The organism is Calditrichia bacterium, from assembly GCA_020634975.1.
Classification (GTDB): domain Bacteria; phylum Calditrichota; class Calditrichia; order RBG-13-44-9; family J075; genus JACKAQ01.
Genome location: JACKAQ010000003.1, coordinates 526,402 through 546,445 on the forward strand (window position 1 = coordinate 526,402; position 20,044 = coordinate 546,445).

General features: G+C 45.5%; 16 protein-coding genes. All 16 read right to left on the reverse strand.

Annotated features, from left to right (window positions below; translation table 11 throughout):
- Positions 1-132: 132 nt before the first annotated feature.
- The 16 genes from H6629_19840 to fabA all read right to left on the reverse strand — a co-directional run bounded on the left by H6629_19840 (position 133) and on the right by fabA (position 19,940).
- Positions 133-2,316, reverse strand: a complete 2,184-nt coding sequence (locus H6629_19840; GenBank protein MCB9070032.1) for a T9SS type A sorting domain-containing protein — start codon at positions 2,314-2,316, stop codon at positions 133-135.
- A 331-nt stretch (positions 2,317-2,647) separates the two neighbouring features.
- Positions 2,648-3,997: a hypothetical protein gene (locus H6629_19845; protein MCB9070033.1), complete on the reverse strand. Its 1,350-nt coding sequence runs from the start codon at positions 3,995-3,997 to the stop codon at positions 2,648-2,650.
- Between the two features lie 30 nt (positions 3,998-4,027).
- Entirely contained in the window at positions 4,028-5,044 is a 1,017-nt protein-coding gene (locus tag H6629_19850; GenBank protein MCB9070034.1) for a polysaccharide deacetylase family protein, read from the reverse strand.
- Between the two features lie 71 nt (positions 5,045-5,115).
- The gene (locus H6629_19855; protein ID MCB9070035.1) at positions 5,116-5,994 is read right to left on the reverse strand and encodes a hypothetical protein; all 879 of its coding nucleotides are present in this window, start codon (positions 5,992-5,994) and stop codon (positions 5,116-5,118) included.
- A gap of 136 nt (positions 5,995-6,130) precedes the next feature.
- Complete coding sequence (locus tag H6629_19860) at positions 6,131-6,844, reverse strand: asparagine synthase (GenBank protein ID MCB9070036.1); 714 nt, start codon at positions 6,842-6,844, stop codon at positions 6,131-6,133.
- Positions 6,801-8,006 (reverse strand): asparagine synthase (glutamine-hydrolyzing), encoded by a 1,206-nt coding sequence (asnB, locus tag H6629_19865; protein MCB9070037.1) that lies wholly within the window; start codon positions 8,004-8,006, stop codon positions 6,801-6,803. The genes H6629_19860 and asnB overlap by 44 nt, the downstream gene beginning before the upstream one ends.
- 237 nt (positions 8,007-8,243) lie before the next feature.
- Positions 8,244-9,512 (reverse strand): glycosyltransferase family 2 protein, encoded by a 1,269-nt coding sequence (locus tag H6629_19870; GenBank protein MCB9070038.1) that lies wholly within the window; start codon positions 9,510-9,512, stop codon positions 8,244-8,246.
- A gap of 23 nt (positions 9,513-9,535) precedes the next feature.
- On the reverse strand, positions 9,536-10,849 hold the full coding sequence (locus H6629_19875) for a nucleotide sugar dehydrogenase (GenBank protein MCB9070039.1): 1,314 nt from the start codon (positions 10,847-10,849) through the stop codon (positions 9,536-9,538).
- A 55-nt stretch (positions 10,850-10,904) separates the two neighbouring features.
- Positions 10,905-11,627 carry a hypothetical protein gene (locus H6629_19880; protein MCB9070040.1) on the reverse strand — a complete coding sequence of 241 codons (723 nt, stop codon included), beginning with the start codon at positions 11,625-11,627 and terminating at the stop codon, positions 10,905-10,907.
- Between the two features lie 48 nt (positions 11,628-11,675).
- Entirely contained in the window at positions 11,676-12,920 is a 1,245-nt protein-coding gene (locus tag H6629_19885; protein MCB9070041.1) for a glycosyltransferase, read from the reverse strand.
- Positions 12,904-13,062, reverse strand: coding sequence for a hypothetical protein (locus tag H6629_19890; GenBank protein ID MCB9070042.1), 159 nt, complete (start codon positions 13,060-13,062; stop codon positions 12,904-12,906). The genes H6629_19885 and H6629_19890 overlap by 17 nt, the downstream gene beginning before the upstream one ends.
- 49 nt (positions 13,063-13,111) lie before the next feature.
- The gene (locus H6629_19895; protein ID MCB9070043.1) at positions 13,112-14,197 is read right to left on the reverse strand and encodes a glycosyltransferase; all 1,086 of its coding nucleotides are present in this window, start codon (positions 14,195-14,197) and stop codon (positions 13,112-13,114) included.
- Between the two features lie 12 nt (positions 14,198-14,209).
- A complete protein-coding gene (locus H6629_19900; GenBank protein ID MCB9070044.1) occupies positions 14,210-16,603 on the reverse strand; it encodes an alginate lyase family protein in 2,394 nt (797 codons plus the stop codon).
- A gap of 118 nt (positions 16,604-16,721) precedes the next feature.
- Positions 16,722-17,816: a UDP-N-acetylglucosamine 2-epimerase (non-hydrolyzing) gene (gene wecB / locus H6629_19905; GenBank protein MCB9070045.1), complete on the reverse strand. Its 1,095-nt coding sequence runs from the start codon at positions 17,814-17,816 to the stop codon at positions 16,722-16,724.
- A gap of 389 nt (positions 17,817-18,205) precedes the next feature.
- Positions 18,206-19,423, reverse strand: a complete 1,218-nt coding sequence (gene fabB, locus H6629_19910; protein ID MCB9070046.1) for a beta-ketoacyl-ACP synthase I — start codon at positions 19,421-19,423, stop codon at positions 18,206-18,208.
- Between the two features lies 1 nt (position 19,424).
- Positions 19,425-19,940 carry a bifunctional 3-hydroxydecanoyl-ACP dehydratase/trans-2-decenoyl-ACP isomerase gene (fabA, locus tag H6629_19915; protein ID MCB9070047.1) on the reverse strand — a complete coding sequence of 172 codons (516 nt, stop codon included), beginning with the start codon at positions 19,938-19,940 and terminating at the stop codon, positions 19,425-19,427.
- Between the last annotated feature and the right edge of the window lie 104 nt (positions 19,941-20,044).

Genomic DNA, 20,044 nt, shown 5'->3' on the forward strand with positions numbered 1-20,044 from the left:
TTCGTTGGCAAAAAAATTCCCGTTCGCGACAATCCGTAACGGGAATTTAAAGGATAATAAAATCGTGAATGTTTTATTGCAGGGTTTTATTTATCGTTTGTAAACATTGATAAAATTATATTTTACAGCTTGTTAGCGCGCCAAAATCATTTTTACCGATTTATAGAAATTATCTGTTCTCAATCGCACGAGATAAAATCCCGAAGCGACTGTATTGCCAAGGTTATCAGTGGCATCCCATCTGTAAATATGCTCGCCCTGATTCAACTCGCCGGAGAAAATCGTTTTCACCACCCGACCGTTGATATCGTAAACCACCAGTGTGGTTTTGGTCGGTTCGCCGATGCGGAAACGAATGTTGGTTTCGCCGTTGAACGGGTTGGGATAGTTGGCATACAATTGGAAATCTTCGATGCTGCCTGCAGTGATGTTCACCCGGACAATTTGGGGATATTGATTAATTTGCCCACTGTAATCCACATTCGAGAGGCGATATTCGTATGCATTGCCTTCGAGAACCGCGGCATCCAGAAAGTCGTATTCATGTCGTTCGTTGGTGGTTCCGTTGCCGGCCATTCGCCCGATTTCGTGGAAATTTTCGTCTGTGTTCATTCGCCGTTCGATGATCCACTCAAAATTATCAAGCTCTGCGGAAGTTGCCCACTGTAAATTTACCCGGTTATTTTCAACCGTTGCGGCAAAGGAGCTGAGCAGCACCGGCAGGCTGGTATCATTTGTTCCGCCGGGGGTTCCGGCGCTGGTGGTGCGGGAGCGATCATAATCAAGATAAATATTGGAGCCGTCGTTTGGCCAGCGGGTGCGCTCAAACAGTTGCCCGGAAGACCAGCTTTCCATCTCGCCACCGGCATCATTGAATTGATCAACAACTTCGACAGCGTTGGTTTTGTTAATCCCGTTTTTTTCGAGATTGCCGGCGTTGTTGTTTACCAATGCAATACCGTCTTTTCCGCCATCAAAGACGAAACCGGAATTTGTAAAATCGGCCGTTCCGCCGTACGTCGAATTATATGTTGAGCCGTTTTTTGCGAGCACTTTATATCCGTAACCTAAAATCGTACCACTCAGTGATTGTGTTGTTGGAGAAGTGCTATTGTTATTGTAATACCGCAATTCGTAATTTGCCAAATTGATAACTGATCCGGAAGTGTTGTAGATTTCGAGATAGGAAGCATCGGGATTATCGGTACTGTTCACTTCTGAAATAATGAGCGGATCCGATGCTGAAAAGCTCAAATCAATGGTATTATACCAGACCTCTCCGCTATTATTATTTGAGCCAAGAACCATCATATCTGTTGCACTTCCGAGTTGCTGGTAGGAAACAGACAAGTCCGTAAACTGATCTTCGCCTTCTTGCAAAACAACTGACCAGTTTGAGTTGCTGATATTTCCAAGATTTCCTTTATCCAGCGTAGCATATTTAATAAAAAAACCAATTTGGGCAAATAAGTATAGCTTATCATTGGTTTCATCGAAACTGAGTGCAGGGCGCCCGTCTTCCACCAAAATATCGTCAACGCCTGATCCTTTGGGTAAGAAATTGACACCGACATCATATTTAGTCCAATTGCCGGTAGAACTACTTCTCTCAAACAAAACAAGTGGCGTAGGCCCGCTGGTGTATTTGCCAATCATATATAAGTTTTGATCAAAATCTTTGATCAAACTGCAATGATTATCCGCGCGATCCGTTCCGATATTTAGTGTTTCGCTATTCCAGTTTCCGCTGCTTGTTGGACTGTCACTATCAGCCAGTTTATAAAATCTGAAATCATAAGGTGTGCTGTTTTCGGCAAGCAAAATTCCAACATAATCTGTGTTATTATATCGAAAGGCAACTGCATCTGTTAGGCCGCCGGGCAATGAACCATCAATCGTAAAAGCTGTCCAATTACTTCCATCATCCGAGCTATGCCACCCTTTTAAACCGGAATCTGTTGTAAAAATAAAGATATCACCATCGTTCGCTTTAACGATACACCCCACGTTATCTGAGCTGTTATTTACGGTAACGGTAACATTATCAACACCGGTTGACCAGGTGCCATTGCTTCCGTCATAATCCAACCGCCAAAATTTTGATCGCCGGGTATCGACGACGTATAATTTATCGTTTTGAGAATCGATGAATCCATCCAAATACAATGCAGTTCCCAACGAAGTGTTGAAAACGTAAGCTTCTGTCCAGCTTCCATTTTCAAACTTATATACGGCTCTTCTTTTCTCGTTAGAATTGTGGAATAATCCCCACCAATAGCCATCATGCCAAAAAACTTTGCTCTGATTAGCGCGCATCGTTTCATTAGATATGCCAGAAATCGGATACCCAACGGTCTGAGCAAAAATCTTTGTTATCGATAAAATGGAAAATAAAATCATACAGAGAACAAACAGTGTGAGGCGGGGTGCAGTTCTATCATTCATGGCGTAGCGTAACTTTCCTGTGCGTATATCCCTATTTCCTTTTGAAACAAAATCTTAGCTGACAGAAATTTTTCTCTGGCAGTTGATGTTGTTTCAGGTTTCCCTTTTTTAAGACGAAGGTGCAAAAATAATTAACGCACCCAGATGGATAGGTGCGTTATGTCATATTTTGAAAAATAATCATTCTTGAAACACCTCTGATTTACTGACTAAGGTAAATTTTCATGATTTCTTCAACAATTTCCGCCGCGATTTCTTCCGGTGCCCGGTTCGATTGTTTTTCGATGGTCGGGATATTTGCCAAAACTTTGCGGTAATACGCCTGAAATTCGTTGATTTCCTCCGCTCCAAGCTGCGGTTTTCGGGAAATGATATCATCTGCATTGTTCCAGATAAACACCACACGGTCGGGTTGGGGAAAAAATTTGCAGACAAACCAGCGCCAGGTGCGAAACTGGTTGATCGGTCGTTTTTTGTAAATATAGCGCAGGTCGTAAACATAGCGATCGCTCAGCACAATGCGCCCACGCGCCACATTCGGCTTTACTTCCCGGAGGTAGCGATACCACATTTCTACATATACTGCAAAATAATAGATAAATCCTTTGAGCGTCCCACTCAGCCATTTGGCAACCATCGGCAGTAAAGAATGTGATACTTTTTTACCGGATAATTTTTGCCGAATCAAATCAAACCAATCATCTTTCGGCGGGAACAGCTTCCATTCGTACACTTTTTTGAGCAAAGGCGAACGGACAAACCCCCACGGACCCATGTAAACAAATTGGTACTTAATTTTTCCAGCTTCATCCAGCAAACGCTGAACATGCTCCACCGTAGTGCTTTTTCCGGCGCCATCTACACCCATAAATGCGATATGCACACCGCGTTTTTGTTTCCCGGATGAAGGTATTGTTGAATGATTTTGGGATTGTCCATCTTTTTTCAGTGCATCAGCAATCATTTGCGACTGTGAATTTGCAAAAGCCAGATCGTTACAAAACGCTGCAGGATCTGCGCAAAATTTCTCAAAAACCGATTGGACAACCGGATTACCCATGCTTTTCCGAAGATAATGTTGATCCAACGGTTCCACCAAACATTTTTCGACCATACTCAAATGCTTTACCTGCAAACACTTTTTGCCAATTAGGTTGTGATAAAACAGATGTAACAGTTCATCTTCCGGAGAAAGCAAATGGTACCCTTGCGCTGAATGTTCCAACCGTTCGTAAATGCCATCGAGCGGCAAATAATTGATTCCGTTTTGGATAAGGGCATAGTGAACATCGAGCAACAGCAATTTTCCGTTGTCAAATTTACCAAACACTGCTTTCGATGGTGCATCGTTACGGAGCGCAAATCCGTTTTGCTGAACGAGCTGTTCAAATTCATCTTTTGATTCCGGCCAAATCAAGACATCCAGTTCATCCAACGCCGGATCGTCAGGATTTTTGTCCCGTAACAGGCTGTAGCGAACGTTGCTGTTTTTCAGCACTTCGACAATTTCTTTATAAGTCGCGATGTTTTCCATCGTTTTTGTGTGATCCATTTCGATACTATTTTTCAGTTTGTTTAGCGATTATTTATTCGCGCCGGAAATGCGCTCCCACTCCATTCCATGAATAACTTCGGCAAGTTCCGGCACGGTGCGTACCCGGTCGATAGCGAACACATCACTCTGGGGATGAAAAAATCCCTGATTTGAAGTGCAGGAGCTGTCGAATCCCGCATCGATAACATATTGGCGAATACGTTCATTAAAATATTCGTACGGGCCGCTGTTGGGATAGGAAAAATGGCGACACGGTTTGCCAAGCTGTTTTTCGAGTTCTGCTTTTGCGCCGGAGATTTCTTTTTGTGCATCTTCGGGATCTGCGTTTGGCAAATTTAAATGGGACAGCGTGTGTGCGGCAATCACCATTCCCATCTCATGCATTTGCTTTACTTGCGACCAATCGAGCATCAAATCGGTAACTTCCTGCAGCAACTGATCGCTGCCAAGCTGCTCGACCAGTTGCGATATCACCGCATCGCGAACGGCGCGATTGTTCGATTTGATCAGTCGCACCAGTGTGCGAATCGCCTTCCAGCGCGATGATGTATCGCTCAATGTAAAGTGAAACGTTTCATCCGCAGCGGTTATCGATAATTCGGGTTTTCCGGTTTTCAATATCAAATAGGTCACTTCTGCCAGCCAAAACCGTGTTTTGCGCCCCATTACTTCCGTGACAACGTAAAATGTGCCGTTCGCACCATATTTGTTCAAAAGTCGCGCGGCTTCCAAATTATCGAGATAACCGTCATCAAATGTGAAAACCACGCTGTTTGGCGGCGGCGTTTGTCCGCTGCGAACGATGTCCACAGCTTCGTCCAGCGATAGCACGGTGTAATATTTTGCAAAATAACGGACGTGCGCCTCAAATTCAACTGCGGAAAGCGCAATCGGCGGCGATGTGTAAAAATTATCTTCCGGAGAAACTATCGCATGGTATCGCAAAATTGAAATGTTTTGATTTGGCGAAAATTTACGGATCAAACCGTAAACGCCAATTTGCAGAAACAATTTTTTGATGATAAGTGATAGCTGTTGTTTCATAAAAGCGGTTGTTTTGCAGTTGAATTTCGATAATGCTGATAATTATACATTATTGAATTGTCGGAATGCAATCAGGATTTTTTAGTGCGAACCACAAAAAATAATAATGTTAGCGGAAATGTCAGGTTCAAAATGCGAATAATCCAAAGTGCGGCAATATTCAAGAATCGCCGAAGCGAGGTTTCGGTAAATAATCGTTGATAATCGGCTTCAGAAACATAAATTTTGGGATGCCGTCCAAATTCCAGCGCAAGCCCGTCATAAATAAACTTTTCCAGTTTCCGATTGCCCAACGGTATAAAAATCGATGAAATCCAATCGAAATGTGCGTTTACTTCGCTGGAGGGTGTCAATCCGACAACTGCGCTATCCAGAAAATCCAGATAGTATCTGGATCGATCGTTCACTTTTGGATTGAGTCCGTAAATTTTAAATTCGTCCGCATTGAATCCGGCAGTCATCATATCGTTAACATTTATGAAGCGATTTTGGTAGCTCGGTAAACCACCCTCGTACATATCCACAACGCCATCATAAGCGGTGCTATCCAAAAGATAAGTGGTTTGAATCGCAACATGGCCTTCCCCATCCAGAAATTTATTGGGAATTAGCAAGTGCACTATGTTGTAGTTGATGCCCCGCTGTTGTAAATAATATGCCAACGCATACGATTTATTTGAGCAATTTCCGCGACCGGATGCCAAAATTTCATCGAATCTGGCTTTGGGCTCCACCGTGTAGGTTTGACCACTGCGATAGGGAATTTGGCTGATAACTTCGGAAACATCAGCGGCTTCAGCATTGTTCAACTGCATCATTTGTTGCATATCTGCAGTTTGAATCGTGTTCGCTTTGAGGAAGGCGATGGGGTTAAAAACCATAAAAGCCGTAACAAACAGCGCCAGCACAACTTGAACTAACATCAGTGTTTTGAGTATGTTTTTGCTCAATTTATCTCATCCCGGAGAATTAAATGAATAGTCGACCCGAACAATTAGCATATCGAGATAAAATAGCATGAAACCTCAATTCCGGTTTGCGTAAAATCACGGTTACAGGAGTAAAAAATCCCACGTTTGGGAACAGTTACGCCAGATATTGCTCATACCAAATCTGGAATGCGATGAGCGCCAACAGGTTGTCTGTATAATCTTCTTTCATCCCAAAATGGTCATCCAGGGTTTCCTGCACAATTTTCGGGTTGAAAATACCTTGTTTTTGGATGTAGCTGCTGCCGAGCAAATCGTAACACATATCGCGAAGTTCTTCGCGAATCCACACACCAACCGGCGCGCCAAAACCTTTTTTCTTTTGTTCGAACACGTAATCCGGGAATTTGTTGCGGAAAATCTGTTTTTGGATGTGCCGAAGTTTGAATCCGTTCAATTTCAAATTGGAGGGAATTCGCGCCGCAAATTCCACCACGCGATAATCCAGATACGGCACCCGCCCTTCCAGCGAAACGGTCATGGTCATTTTGTCGCTGAGCATCAGTAATTGTTCCGGCAACGATGTTTTCAAATCGAAATACATGATTTTATCGAGCAGTTCATCCGAGTCGCAGCCGTCAAAATATTGATCATAAAAATCGGGCACATCGCGATTTTCCAACGCGAGTTGCGACCGGAAATCATCTTTGAAAACGGAGGTGTATTCGCCGTATTGTTGTTGCAACGCCATATCCGCCGTATTGAAATACGCTTTCGCCAGCCGGAAATAATTGAGCACCGTGCTGTTGCGATCGACCGGCAACCGGTTAACCATCGGTTTTACCACGTTGCGGCGAAACCAAACGGGCATCAACTTCACATATTTGTTCATTTGCACATTGTAAATATCGGCGATAGCCGCCAAACAGCTCGTCCCCGCCCACTCCGGAAAGAATTACGGTGACGGTTTCCCGCGCCAATTTTGAAACGAGGTATGTAACCAGAAAAGAGGAATCCGCCAGCGGTTCATCGAGATGCCCGATGAGCTTCGGGAATAAATCAACCACATCCGGACGAACCAGAATTTCGTGGTGATTGGTGCCGTAATCTTTCGCAAAGCGGCTTGCAGATTCCAATTCGTTATACGAATCGAAACCCTCACCAAAACCGATGCAATAAGTGTTGATGGTTTTCGTGCCAATTTCTTTCATCAAATGCACGATGCCGCTGGAATCGATGCCACCACTGAGAAATGCGCCGAGCGGCACATCGGAAACAAGTTGATAATTCACGGCACTTTTCAGCAGATCATACAGTTGTTCGCCGATTTGTTCTTCGCTGCCCGTCATTTTATCGCGATAGGCTACATCCCAATATTTGGTGATTTGGATATCACGCCCGCGAATCCGCATAAAGTGCGCAGGCGGAATTTTGTGAATATTTTTGAACATCGTAAACGGCGCAGGTGTAAATCCGTATTTCAAAAATGCGCTGAGCCCCTGCATATCCAGTTCTGCTTTCACATCCGGGTGTTGCAAAATGGCTTTGATTTCGGAAGCGAACACCACTTTTTCATCATCGCGATAATAATACAGCGGTTTGATGCCAATGTGATCCCGCGCCAGCACGAGTTGTTTTTCGGTGTTATCCCAAATTGCCAAACCGAACATGCCGTTGAGCTGTTTCACAAAATCCAGCCCGTGCTCCTGATACATATTCAACACCACTTCGGTATCGGTTTTTGTCTGGAACTTGTAGCCTTTTTCAACCAATTTCGGGCGATGATCCACAAAATTATACACTTCGCCGTTAAACACGATCACCTTTTGCTGGTCTTCGCTAAAAATCGGCTGGTGCCCACCACTGAGGTCGATGATGCTCAATCGCCGCATTGCCAACCCGACGTTGAACTGGGTGAAAAATCCCTCGTCATCCGGTCCGCGATGCTCGATGGCGTCGTTCATCCGTTTGAGGATCGGCTGCTCAACGTGTTTTTCTGTATCAAAATGGTATATGCCAACAATTCCGCACATTTGCGAGAACTCCTGTTTTCAAAGGATAAGTGATAAAAGAAAAAGGATAAAAAATATATGGTTAAATCAATTTTTGCGATTTACGATGTTACAACTTTTGGGTCATTACTGCATGGGCAGTAACCCCAATTACAAAACATCGTTCAACTTGTAAGAGCATAAAAAACAAATGCTTATTCTTTTGAACGGGTAATCACAAAACCACCGCATTCGGTAAAACAAACCATTGTGGACGCATCAATTTTGCGAGGCTTTTGCCGGATTTCCGGTTGCGGCGCCGGATTGTTTTGTTGCGCCATTTGCGGTTTTTGCTGCGCTTTCAACTGTTTCAGCATCTCGTACATGATTCCAAACTGCATGCTTGATTCCCTTCCGCTCGTCCCAAATGCCGAGCATTGCTGCGTAATAAACGAGGTAAAAATAGTATGGTAGATAGATTAATTTCGGAATCGATTGTTGCTGTGCATCCAGTTTTGCGCCGATAAACGTTGCCGCAAACATGTAAATTTGTGCCGCCAGCGCAACGGTGTAAAACACATTTTGGGATGGAATCACCAAAGCTAAAGTTATCAAAAACAATAGGATAATCATCGGCATACTGAACCAGCGAATCACTTTGTGCGACACCAATTCCCACAGAAATGGTGCATCCCGTAAAATCCCGTACGAACCGATGGTTCGTTTTACCGCCCGCCAACTGCGATTGGCGATTCGCCGTTTTCGTTTGAATTCTTTGCCAAATTCTTCTGCAGCGTCTTCGTAACAAATCGCTTTTTCGTTGAAAATGCCGCGATAGCCTTTTGACACAATTTGCAGCGGATTCACAAAATCGTTGATGTCATCATCGCGCAGCGGAAAAAACAGCCCTTTGCGAATCGCGTAAATGGCGCCGTCGCCGCCAACAACAGAATAAAATTCGCTCTCCAGTTTTTTGAGCAACAGCTCAAATTTCCAATACAAGCCTTCGCTTTCGGTGGCTTCGGTATCGCCCTCGCTTTGGTTGTAAAGCGCAGCGCCCATCACGTAACCGACTTTGGCATCGCCAAAATATTTCACGAGTTCGCGAATGGCATCATTTTTATACATGGCGTTGGCATCGGAAAATACGATCACATCGCCGGTTGCTGCAGCCACACCGTGATTCAGTCCGGCGGATTTGCCGCGCCGTTCGTTTTGGCGAACGAGCTTGATGCGCGCATCTTTCGCAGACCATTCCCGAACGATGTCATCCGTGCGATCGTCACAGGCATCGGAAACAACAATCACCTCGAATTTGTCTGCGGGGTAATCCAGCGCCATCGTGTTCCGCAATTTTTCATCGATCACCGCTTCTTCGTTATATGCGGAAATCATGAAGGTAACTCGTGGCAAATTGGATGAATCAGACTGCGGCTCACCGGCGCGTAAGCCCAATTTTATCATCAGCTTAAGCAACGCCGGATAAATGAGATACGGGTAAACCAGCAGCACAACCAGCACCCAAAAAATGTATTCGAGAACAATCATTTGTTACCGTTTCCAGTTATTTTTTACCACGCCAAACCGTCGTATTTGGTTTTGATGCTATCCAGTTCTTTGACGATGCGGACGTAATCGATCACCAATTTATCGCCTTCCAGCGTTTGCACCAGCTCTTTAAATTCCGGGCTGTGGTTGCCGATCACCAGCACTTCGGCGTGATCCACAACGTCTTGCATTTCCGCAACCATCAGGCTGGAAATGTGGGGAATTTTGTTGTTGATATATTCTTTATTCGCGCCAAACAGCCGGGCGAGGTGCACATTCTTATCGTAAATTTTGAGATCGTATCCTTTTCCGATGAGGCGCTCAACAACATCCACCATCGGGCTTTCGCGCAAATCGTCCGTGTTGCCTTTGAAGCTCAGTCCCAACACGCCAACTTTCTTTTTGCCGGAATCGATAACTTGTTCGATCGACCGTTCGATGTGGCTTTGGTTGCTCGGCATGATCGAATTGAGCAGCGGCAAATCCAGATCGTTGTCACGTCCGCGATAAGTTAGCGCGCGCACATCTTTGGGCAAACATGAGCCGCCAAATGCGAATCCCGGTTTCAGGTAATACGGCGAGAGATTCAGTTTGGTATCCATGCAGAAAATGTCCATCAGCTTGTGGCTGTCCACGCCTTCCGCTTTGCAGATGGTGCCCATTTCGTTGCCGAACGCCACTTTCAGCGCATGGAATGTGTTGTTGGCATACTTGACCATTTCCGCAACTTTTACATCGGTGCGAACCAGCGGTGCATCAAGATGGCTGTAAATTTCCGCCAGATATTGACCGCTTTTTTCGTCCATTTCACCAATAATTGTGTAAGGCGGATTGTAAAAATCTTTTAGCGCAGAACCTTCGCGCAAAAATTCCGGATTGGAGCATGCCCCAAAATGTTCGCCGGCTTTTTTGCCGGATGCTTCCGCGATAATTTGCAGACAACGTTCATGGGTTCCCGGCGGCACCGTGCTGCGAATTACGAACACGTGATAATGATCGACATCTCGCAAAGCCTCGCCAATCTGCTGCGCCACGCGATAAATGTAATCCAGCGTAACGCTGCCGTTTTTTGCGCTCGGCGTGCCCACGCAAACCAATGAAATATCTGAATTTGCGACGGCTTCTTTAAAATTTGTCGTCGCGTGAAGCTGTCCGGATTTTACCACGCTGGACAGGATGTCCTCCAGACCCGGCTCAATAATCGGGCTTTTGGCATCGTTGATGATGTTCACTTTGTCTTCACTTACATCCACACCGGTAACTTTATGCCCTGCGCGAGCAAAACATGCTGCAGAAATGCAGCCAACATAGCCTAATCCAAATACAGCAATTTTCATGCGAACCTCCGTTTTTACGGGTGATATTCCCGTTTCCCTGAGTTGGTTATCATTTTTAAATTTCTGTTTTACTTTTCAAATAATTTGCGAAATAAACCGGTGCTTCAATGGCTGCAGCTTCAACCATGCCGCTATTCGAAAGCAATTTGTCCACCGCACCCAAAGCGGCATCTGCTTTGGCAAAAACGGAATCGTTTTCAACCAGTATCGTTCCCGGAAAAATATCTGCCAACGCATGGTAATTTCTGGAAACAATATCCAGATATTTTTGGCTATGGCGCGGCCGTGCCGCCATTAATACTTCGGTTGATGAATTCAAAATCAAAACTAAATCCGTTTTTGGTGCAAATTTAAATATCAGCCGGTACATCCAGTAATAATTGCTTTCGTGAAGCGGATAATGCGTTAAGTGATCGTGAATAAAACGATCTGTTAATACAATATCGTTGGCATAGCGCAACTTTATGAGCAGAAAAAATAAATAGCTGCGCAATAAATAAACGATTGCGAAAACCGGGAATTGCCAATGGCTGCGCAGTCTGAAATTGGCAAACCGGTCGCGATTCATCGGTTCGGGATGTTCGTTTTCCGGTTTATCGTATTTGACGTTTACTTTGCGAATTTTCCGCTTTTTTTCGAAAAAAGATTTCAGCGTAATCAGGCGAAACCGGACATAATAGGCATCGAGACCCTGATCGTTGATCCGGCTGGCAGCCAATCGCGAACAGAATGATTTCCCGGCTCCCACAGGTCCTGTAAAAACGATGATTTTGCCCATTCACATCTACCTTATTTTGAAAAAAAATCGCCTTTGGTTAAAATGAAATCAGGATTTTTCGTTGTTTGAATAATCAATCACACGTTGGCAAACATCCTCAAAAACTTCCGCCACTTTTTCCCAACGGAAATGATCGTACACATATTGCCGGGCGGTTTTGCCCATTTGTTTGCGCTGCGCATCATCGCGAAGCAATTGCAACGTGTATTTGGCGAAGTCCGCTTCCGTGTCCGCATAAAACAAATGTTTGCCGTGTTCCAGCGGCAACCCTTCTGCGCCAACTGCTGTCGAAACCATCGATTTGCCCATCGCCAACGCTTCGTAAATTTTCATTCGCGTGCCGCCGCCAATGCGGATCGGGACGATGAAAACGGCGCTTTCGTGCATATACGGGCGGGTATCTTCCACCCAGCCGGTCAGCGTGATGTCGCTGTGATTGTCCACCAATTTCTGGATTGCCGGTGTCGGTTTGCGCCCGACGATCACCAGATCAGTTTGCGGCGCTTCCTTTTTGATCAGCGGGAAAATTTTCTCCACAAACCAGAGCATCGCATCTTCGTTGGGCAGCCAATCCATTGAACCTGTGAACACAAGTCGTTGTTTTTCCTGAATTTCCGGATTCGGCTTAAAAAAATCCGTGTCCACGCCGGTCGGGATGTCGTAAACACGAGTCGCGCCAAAATATTCTTCCATCCGCTCTTTATCGGTCGCGGAAACCGCGATCGTGCCGTCAAATTTGTTGCACATTTCGCCTTCGTGGCGCATCATCCGTTTGTGCTGCAATCCCCAAAAAATCTTTTCGACGATGTTCCCGGCACGATCCAGATGCCGCCGGGTGATATCCGCCTCCACATTGTGCTGGAACATCAGCGTGGGCACACCGCTGTTGACATGCTGAAAATTGAGCGTCGATTGCAAAAAATCGCAGATCGCCAGATCGTATTGCTCATTTTTCAGTTCGTCCAGAACCGCTTTTTCCAGCTCGTTGGAATAATCGTTCAGCACATTAATCGGGTATTTTGAAAACGATTGCGCCAGAATTTTCAGATAAAATTTGAGCGTGTAACGCTCCATTTCCTTCCACGGCACCGGGATAAATTTGTCGCAAAGCTGATTCATTTGCGGCACATATTGATCATCTTTCGGCGATTCCACATTGCTGATTACCGTCAGCGATGCGCGCTCTTTCAACTTCCGCAGAATATTTCCGGTGCGAATTTTCCCGCCCGTATCCATCGGAAACAGGAATCTTTGGGAAAGGAACAGAATTTTCAGCTTATTTTTGTTGCTCATTTTTATTGAACCCGGTTTCGAGTAATTCCCTGATTTTTTTGATGTTATCTGCCATTTTTCCGATAATGCCGAACAGCGTGACAAACAAGATTAAGTATAAAATGCCACCGAAAAGGTTTAAGTAGAGTGTTGTTTCTGACACTACAATTCCTCCCTGAATTGAATATTTGACTTAACATTCATCCATCAAATTAATCGGCAATCAACACCGCAACTTCATCCGCAACCGTATCGCGGATTTCCGGTTTAATGACATTCGATTTTACCGTTTCGAGATTTTGGATCACTTCATCCAGCACCCGAACCATATCGGGAATGCTTTCGTGATCGTACGTAATTGCGCTCGGCGGGCGACGATGGTTTTCGCTGGCAACCACCGGAACGCCCAACGCCAACGCCTCCAAAACCGATGAACTGACGCCATCGCGAATGGGCGTGCGCAGAAAAATATCTGATTTGGCAACCAGCGTCAAAAACATATCGTGATCGAGATCGCCGCAGAAAAACACATGATCGTCGATGCCCAATTCACTCACCAGCGCGCGGATATCCTCTGAATTATCGTGCGATCCGAGAATCATCAATCCCAGTTTCGGGTATTTCTTCACCAATTCGGCAATACCCTTTACCATGCTGTCGATAAAAAATTCCGGGCGAAAAAAGACATACGAACTGATCAATATTTCTTTGTTTTTCAAAAATTTCGCCAATTCGGTGCCGGGTTGTTGCTCAAAAAATTGCAGGTATTGGCGACTGAATGCCTGGATCGGCACAATTTTTTTCGGCGAAATGCCGTATTCGACAATTTTGGCTTTCACTTTTTCGTCATTACAAATGATGCTTTTGGCAACGCCAAAAATAAATTTGAACATCGGGATGAGATGCGGTGCCTGTTCACGCGGAAAATAAATTTGTTTCGGTCCGGCGTGCACTGTTAAAATCGGGCGTTTGAACGTGAGCAGATTGCAAATTTCCGCCAAAATGGTGAGCACAAAACCCTTCGGCGAATTGCCATTGAGGTGCATGTGCACGCGATAGCCTTTCAAGCTGTGCAAAAATACCTTTTTGACATAATCGATACCGCTCAGCGAAGTCAGATATTCCGGGCTGGGAATCATCCGGCTTTCAGGCGCGATATTCACCACCTGGCATTCGTGTCCGGCTTCGATGAGCGCATCTTTCACAAACGAGACCCGAACGCCCCAACCCGCGCGCGGTGGCGGATAACTGCTGATTTCCAGAATTTTTTTAGCACTTCCGTTGGTCGAAAAAGACATTCTACTTCCTGATCAATTATTTTCGTTTCCCAAAATTTTTACTTTGGACTGTCCGGCATCCGTCAATTGCACAAATACACCATCGGCAATATCGCTGCCTAAGTTCAATGAAATATCGAGTTTATCGCTTGCCAAATGGCTCACTTTCAAAAAATGCCATTCGGGATTTTCTCCGGTATTTTGTGATTCTACCACAAACAGTGCATCCGTTTCCGGCGCATTTTCACATCGCGGAATAAAATTCTGGCGCGATGCATTGAGATAAAATCGCACGGTAGTTTCAACCATATTTAATTGAAAAATTGAGATATCTCCGGTTTCGATGATTTGAAAATCATTCATTTTCTGCACATTTTCACCGAACGGAAACAGCATTGCAGCGGCGAACGGCAGTTTCTGGGTTGCGGAAATTCGGAGCACCGGAGCCGGTAATTTTTCGCCGTATCCGGGCGCGTTCCAGCCGTCTTCGGGTAGCTTTCCACCGGAATTTACTGCGATTGTTGCAGCATCCGGCAGCGCAAAAATCGCTGCGGGTTTTTGATCAACAAACAAAATTTGCTCTTTCAACTGAACTTCCGCCGGATGAAAATGTAGCGATGAAACAATGTTGAGTTCATCCGTTGCGTTTCCGCTAACTTCATCAAAAACAATAGCATATTTGCCTTTTTCGAAAAAAATGTGGCGCCTGTGAATGGCGTCTTTTTCCAGATTTGCAAATCGATCGGTTTCTGCGTAGGCATAATCGAATGATTCCGTAATCAGCTGATGCCGCAGCTTCGGCGACGACACCCGCGACCAACCGATGCGCCCTTCGTGAACCGCCTGCCCGCAGCCGTTGACCGTAATTGTGTTGTGTCCCAGCGAATCCCGGAAGTAGCGGTGCCATTCCAAATCGCCAAAATAGGTGTGAAATCCCGGATCGACAATCAGCGGTTTTCCGTTGGCAAACAGTTCGAATGCCAAAATATCGCCGTGCCCGTGTGCCGCTGATGGCGTGTCATCTTTGTGCACACCGTGGGCAATTTCTCCGCAATCAAACATTATGTAATTATTGGATTTATCCCAACCATCGCGCATCAGCAAATAACCGCTTGGCGCAAAAAATTTCGAATGTTCCGCTGGCTTTTTTGTGCGTAATTTTTCAAAATCAGCGATGCCGTTTTCGCCGAGCAGCCAGAGCAGTTCTTCGGTGGGTTCGTGTGCGACAAATTTCATATCGCTGCGTTGAAAAAGCACCGCGCCCAATGCCTGAAACGGACGTAAGTCCCATTTCGGTTCCGGGCGATAAAAATAAATCGAACGCGCGCTGTCGATATCACCGAGCATCGGCAACTGTCCGTCCGGACGGGTGAGATGCATCGGGAATTCGAGCATTTTTTCCAACCACTGCCAGACATTTTCCGAAACCGGTAAATTGTTTTTCTTTCGCAATAACGCCAGTTGCAGATAAAATCCGGTGGTAAAATGATGGTAGTAACTTGCCTGCTCAACCGTAAAACCGTCTTCGTTAAATTGCAACGGGAGTTGTGCTTCCATTTCCGCCCAATAGTGATCGCGCCAGCGCTGCATCTTCGGCGAATTTGGATACACCGTTCCCAAAAACGCCAGTGCAGCCAACTCCCCAATCAAATGATTGTACGGGCTGTAAAAATAGGACAAATTTTCTTCGATAATATCGCCCTGCAGCAACAATTGTTTGGCCAATTCTGCGCGGCGTTCGGACGTCCAAACCGGGGAATTTTGGGTGAAATAATACGACCAAATCCACGAAAAAATGCGCACCGCTTGCTCCAGCACCGATGTGTGGTTGATGCCATATTTGTGCGGCACTTGTGCAAACCAACTTTCCAGCCACTGCCAGATTTTTTCGGCGTATTTTTCTTCGCCGGTGAGATAATAGGCTTTGGCAACTTCGATAAAAAACTGGTGGCGATTGAGCTCCCAAACATATTTCACATCACCGAATTTATCGGTATTGAAGGTATCCATCTGCGAAAAATGGTTCAGCGGATAGCTGTTTCCGGTTTGCGGATTGACATTCCACTGAATTTTTTCCGGTAACTGCACCTGCAGTCCGAGCAAATTGAAGTTGTGAGCCAGCAACAAATCGGCGGCAACACGAACGTCATCGAGTTTCCCAAAAAAACTTGAATTAAATTCCGAGTTCAGCGTGGATGCGTCACCAGACAACCCGAAAAATTGCAAATCCGGTGCAGGAAACGTGTGCTTTTGAACATCCCAATTGGCGACCCAACGCGGGACGAACAAATCCGGTACATTGCCGTTACCGCCACTTGCTTTCCAACGCAGGGTTTCGGTACGGTTGCGTGCCACTTGCTTCACCCGAAAGGTGATTTCCGCAGTGGACATTTTTCGCAATTTTGAAACGTATTTCGCTAAGTTCATATTTTATTAGGTTTAGCCACGTTAATATTGAATCGATTTATCCAGTTTTGAGATGCCGGCATTCGCAGAAATGACGTTCTTTTTTTTAACCAAAACCGGATAAAAGCGTGGCAAATGGTTATGCTTTCGACAATATTTCCACAATCCGTTCGGCGGCGTGACCGTCCCACAATTCGGGAATTGCGCCTTTTTTCCACTCTCCGGCGAGCATTTGGCGGGCATTTTTGAGAATCGCTTCGGTATCGGGTCCCACCATTTCGTTGGTGCCAACTTCGATGGTAATCGGGCGTTCGGTGTTTTCCCGCAGCGTCATGCAGGGAATGCCCAGAAACGTGGTTTCTTCCTGAATGCCACCGGAATCGGTCATCACGAAACTGGTGTTTTGAGTGAGATTTGCGAAATCCAGATAGCCGATTGGCGGCAGTAACTTCAGATTTTTCATTGCTTTAACGCGATCGTCTAATCCGAGCACTTCGATATTTTTGCGGGTGCGCGGATGTATCGGGAAAACGATTTGGATATCACGCTGAATTTCTTCAAACGCGGCGAGAATTTTTTTGAAATTATCGGGATCATCCACATTGGAGGGGCGGTGCAGCGTTACCAGCGCAAAGCCTTTTGACTGCAAACCAAGCTCGTTGAGAATATTCGATTGGCGGGCTTTTTCCATAAAAAATGCCAGCGAATCGATCATCACATTACCGACAAAATGCACTTTTTCGTCCGGCACGCCTTCATTTTTGAGATTTTCCAACCCGCTTTTTTCGGTGATGAACAGGTGATCCGACAGTGCGTCGGTCACCAATCGGTTGATTTCTTCGGGCATTTTGCGATCGAAACTGCGCAATCCGGCTTCCACGTGAATCACGGGAATGTGTAATTTAGCAGCAACCAAACTGCACGCCACTGTAGAATTTACATCGCCAACAACCAGCACCATATCGGGTTTTTCATCGAGACAAACTTTTTCGAAATCGACCATGATTTTAGCCGTTTGCACGGCATGTGAACCGGAGCCGACACCCAGATACACATCTGGTTTAGGTAATTGCAAGTCATCGAAAAACAATTTGCTCATTTTTTCATCGTAATGCTGCCCGGTGTGCACCAAAACCGGTTGAAATTCATCCGGTCGAGCACTCATCGCGCGTTGTATCGGTCCGATTTTCATAAAATTTGGGCGAGCACCCACGACATTTATGATTTTTTTCATCGACAATAGCTCCTCTCAAAAACATGTTTTTCAACGACTTATCACAGATTGGTTGTTTGATTTTCTGAACCACGGCAATTTTTTATGTTACCCACTCATATTGGCAAACCGGTTGTCAAAAATTGAATTATCGGCAAAATAATGTGAATATTGATCATTTAAGCGACGTTTTATCAATAAAATGCAAGAATATTCAGTAATTGATGTGCTGCCAATCCCAAATATAAATCAACGTAAGTTAATGACCCGGTTATAGAAATAAGGTAGAAAAAATCAACAATTTTAAAGCAATTGCTGTGGCGAGGTTGGCAAAATTTAAGGTTGGTTTTTAGGAATGATAAAATGAAACGGGGTGAAAAGCTGTTCACCCCGAAAATTGTGTCAAAAAATTATGCTTCGTAGCGCTGAAAAACCAGGCTGGCGTTGGTGCCGCCGAAGCCAAAACTATTGGAAAGCACCCGGTTCAATTTAACATATTTGCGAATGTCGCGAACGATGGGCATATCTTTCGCGCCATCATCCAGCGTTTCGATATTTGCGGATGCCGCAATGAACTTGTGTTCCATCATCAGCAAACAATAAATTGCCTCGTGCACACCGGCTGCGCCGAGTGAGTGACCGGACAGCGATTTTGTAGAGCTGATCGGCGGAACATTTTTGCCAAACACATTGCGAATCGCGCCGAGTTCGGTAATGTCACCGGCCGGCGTGCTGGTGCCGTGGGCATTCAGATAATCAATGCTGCCATCGACTGTTTCCAGTGCCATTTTCATGCAGCGTTCAGCACCTTCGCCGGAAGGTGCAACCATATCTGCACCATCGGATGTTGCGCCGTAACCCACCACTTCCGCGATGATGTTGGCACCACGTTTTTTAGCATGTTCCAGTTCTTCCAAAACAATGACGCCACCACCGCCGGCGATAACAAATCCATCGCGATTGGCATCGTACGGGCGGGAAGCAGTTGTGGGCGTTTCATTATATTTGGAGGAAAGTGCGCCCATTCCATCAAAAGTGAGGGTCAATTCCCAGCCTTCTTCTTCGCCACCACCGGCAAAAACGACATCCTGTTTACCATATTGAATTTGCTCCATCGCGTTACCAATACAGTGGGCACTGGTGGCACATGCAGAGCTGATCGAATAGTTTAAACCCTTGATTTTAAAGGGTGTAGCCAAACACGCAGCAACAGTGCTGCCCATCGATTTGGTAACCATGTACGGACCAACCCGGCGGATGCCTTTTTCGCGAAGCGTATCCGCACCGAGCACAGTGCTCACCGGCGAGGCACCACCGGTGCCGACAATTAGCCCGGTTCTGGGATTGGACACCTGGTCTTCGCTCAGCCCGGCGTGATCGATCGCTTCCTGCATGGAAATGTAAGTGTAAGCCGCAGCATCTGCCATAAATCGCCGCACTTTACGGTCAATCAATTCATCCATATCGATGTGAATGCTGCCGGCAACTTGGCTACGAAATCCCAATTCTTTATATTTTTCGTTGAATGAGATGCCGGAGCGGCCTTCTAATAATGAATTCAAAACTTCCGATTTTTTGTTACCGAGGCAGGAAACCACCCCGTAACCGGTTACGACTACTCGTCTCATATTAAAAATCCTCTGTTGAAGTGAATAATCCGACGCGCAGCCCAGTGGCAGAATAAATTTGCCGGTCATCGACACTTACTGTGCCATCGGCGATGCCAAGAATTAATTTGGATGCCATCACCCGTTTAATATTCAAATGATACGTCACTTTTTTTGCCGTAGGCAACACTTGCCCGCGAAATTTAACCTCGCCGACACCGAGCGCACGCCCTTTACCGATGTGACCGCTCCAAACCAGAAAAAATCCAACCAGTTGCCAAAGCGCGTCTAATCCCAGGCAACCGGGCATCACCGGATCGCCTTCAAAATGACAGTCGAAAAACCACAAATCAGGTTTTACATCCAGCTCAGCGATGATTTCGCCTTTGCCATGTTCGCCGCCATCGGCGTTGATATTCGTAATGCGATCAAACATTAACATGTTTGGCAGTGGTAATCGGGCGTCTTCAGGGCCAAACAATTTGCCGTGTCCGCATCGAATAATATCTTCGTAAGTGTAAGAATTTTTTATTGCCATCGCTAAACGCGTCCTCCATTTATAATATACCCCGCAATTTAAGAGATTAAGGCTAATTTACCAACTCAAGAAAAGGTTTTATGAAAAAACCGGTGAAATTTCCG

Coding starts and splice junctions, on each gene's coding strand:
- H6629_19840 (MCB9070032.1), bottom strand. CDS start 2,316: ATGCGCGCTAATCAGAGCAAAGTTTTTTGGCATGATGGCTATTGGTGG.
- H6629_19845 (MCB9070033.1), bottom strand. CDS start 3,997: ATGGATCACACAAAAACGATGGAAAACATCGCGACTTATAAAGAAATT.
- H6629_19850 (MCB9070034.1), bottom strand. CDS start 5,044: ATGAAACAACAGCTATCACTTATCATCAAAAAATTGTTTCTGCAAATT.
- H6629_19860 (MCB9070036.1), bottom strand. CDS start 6,844: ATGCCCGTTTGGTTTCGCCGCAACGTGGTAAAACCGATGGTTAACCGG.
- asnB (MCB9070037.1), bottom strand. CDS start 8,006: ATGTGCGGAATTGTTGGCATATACCATTTTGATACAGAAAAACACGTT.
- H6629_19870 (MCB9070038.1), bottom strand. CDS start 9,512: ATGATTGTTCTCGAATACATTTTTTGGGTGCTGGTTGTGCTGCTGGTT.
- H6629_19875 (MCB9070039.1), bottom strand. CDS start 10,849: ATGAAAATTGCTGTATTTGGATTAGGCTATGTTGGCTGCATTTCTGCA.
- H6629_19880 (MCB9070040.1), bottom strand. CDS start 11,627: ATGGGCAAAATCATCGTTTTTACAGGACCTGTGGGAGCCGGGAAATCA.
- H6629_19885 (MCB9070041.1), bottom strand. CDS start 12,920: ATGAGCAACAAAAATAAGCTGAAAATTCTGTTCCTTTCCCAAAGATTC.
- H6629_19895 (MCB9070043.1), bottom strand. CDS start 14,197: ATGTCTTTTTCGACCAACGGAAGTGCTAAAAAAATTCTGGAAATCAGC.
- H6629_19900 (MCB9070044.1), bottom strand. CDS start 16,603: ATGAACTTAGCGAAATACGTTTCAAAATTGCGAAAAATGTCCACTGCG.
- wecB (MCB9070045.1), bottom strand. CDS start 17,816: ATGAAAAAAATCATAAATGTCGTGGGTGCTCGCCCAAATTTTATGAAA.
- fabB (MCB9070046.1), bottom strand. CDS start 19,423: ATGAGACGAGTAGTCGTAACCGGTTACGGGGTGGTTTCCTGCCTCGGT.
- fabA (MCB9070047.1), bottom strand. CDS start 19,940: ATGGCAATAAAAAATTCTTACACTTACGAAGATATTATTCGATGCGGA.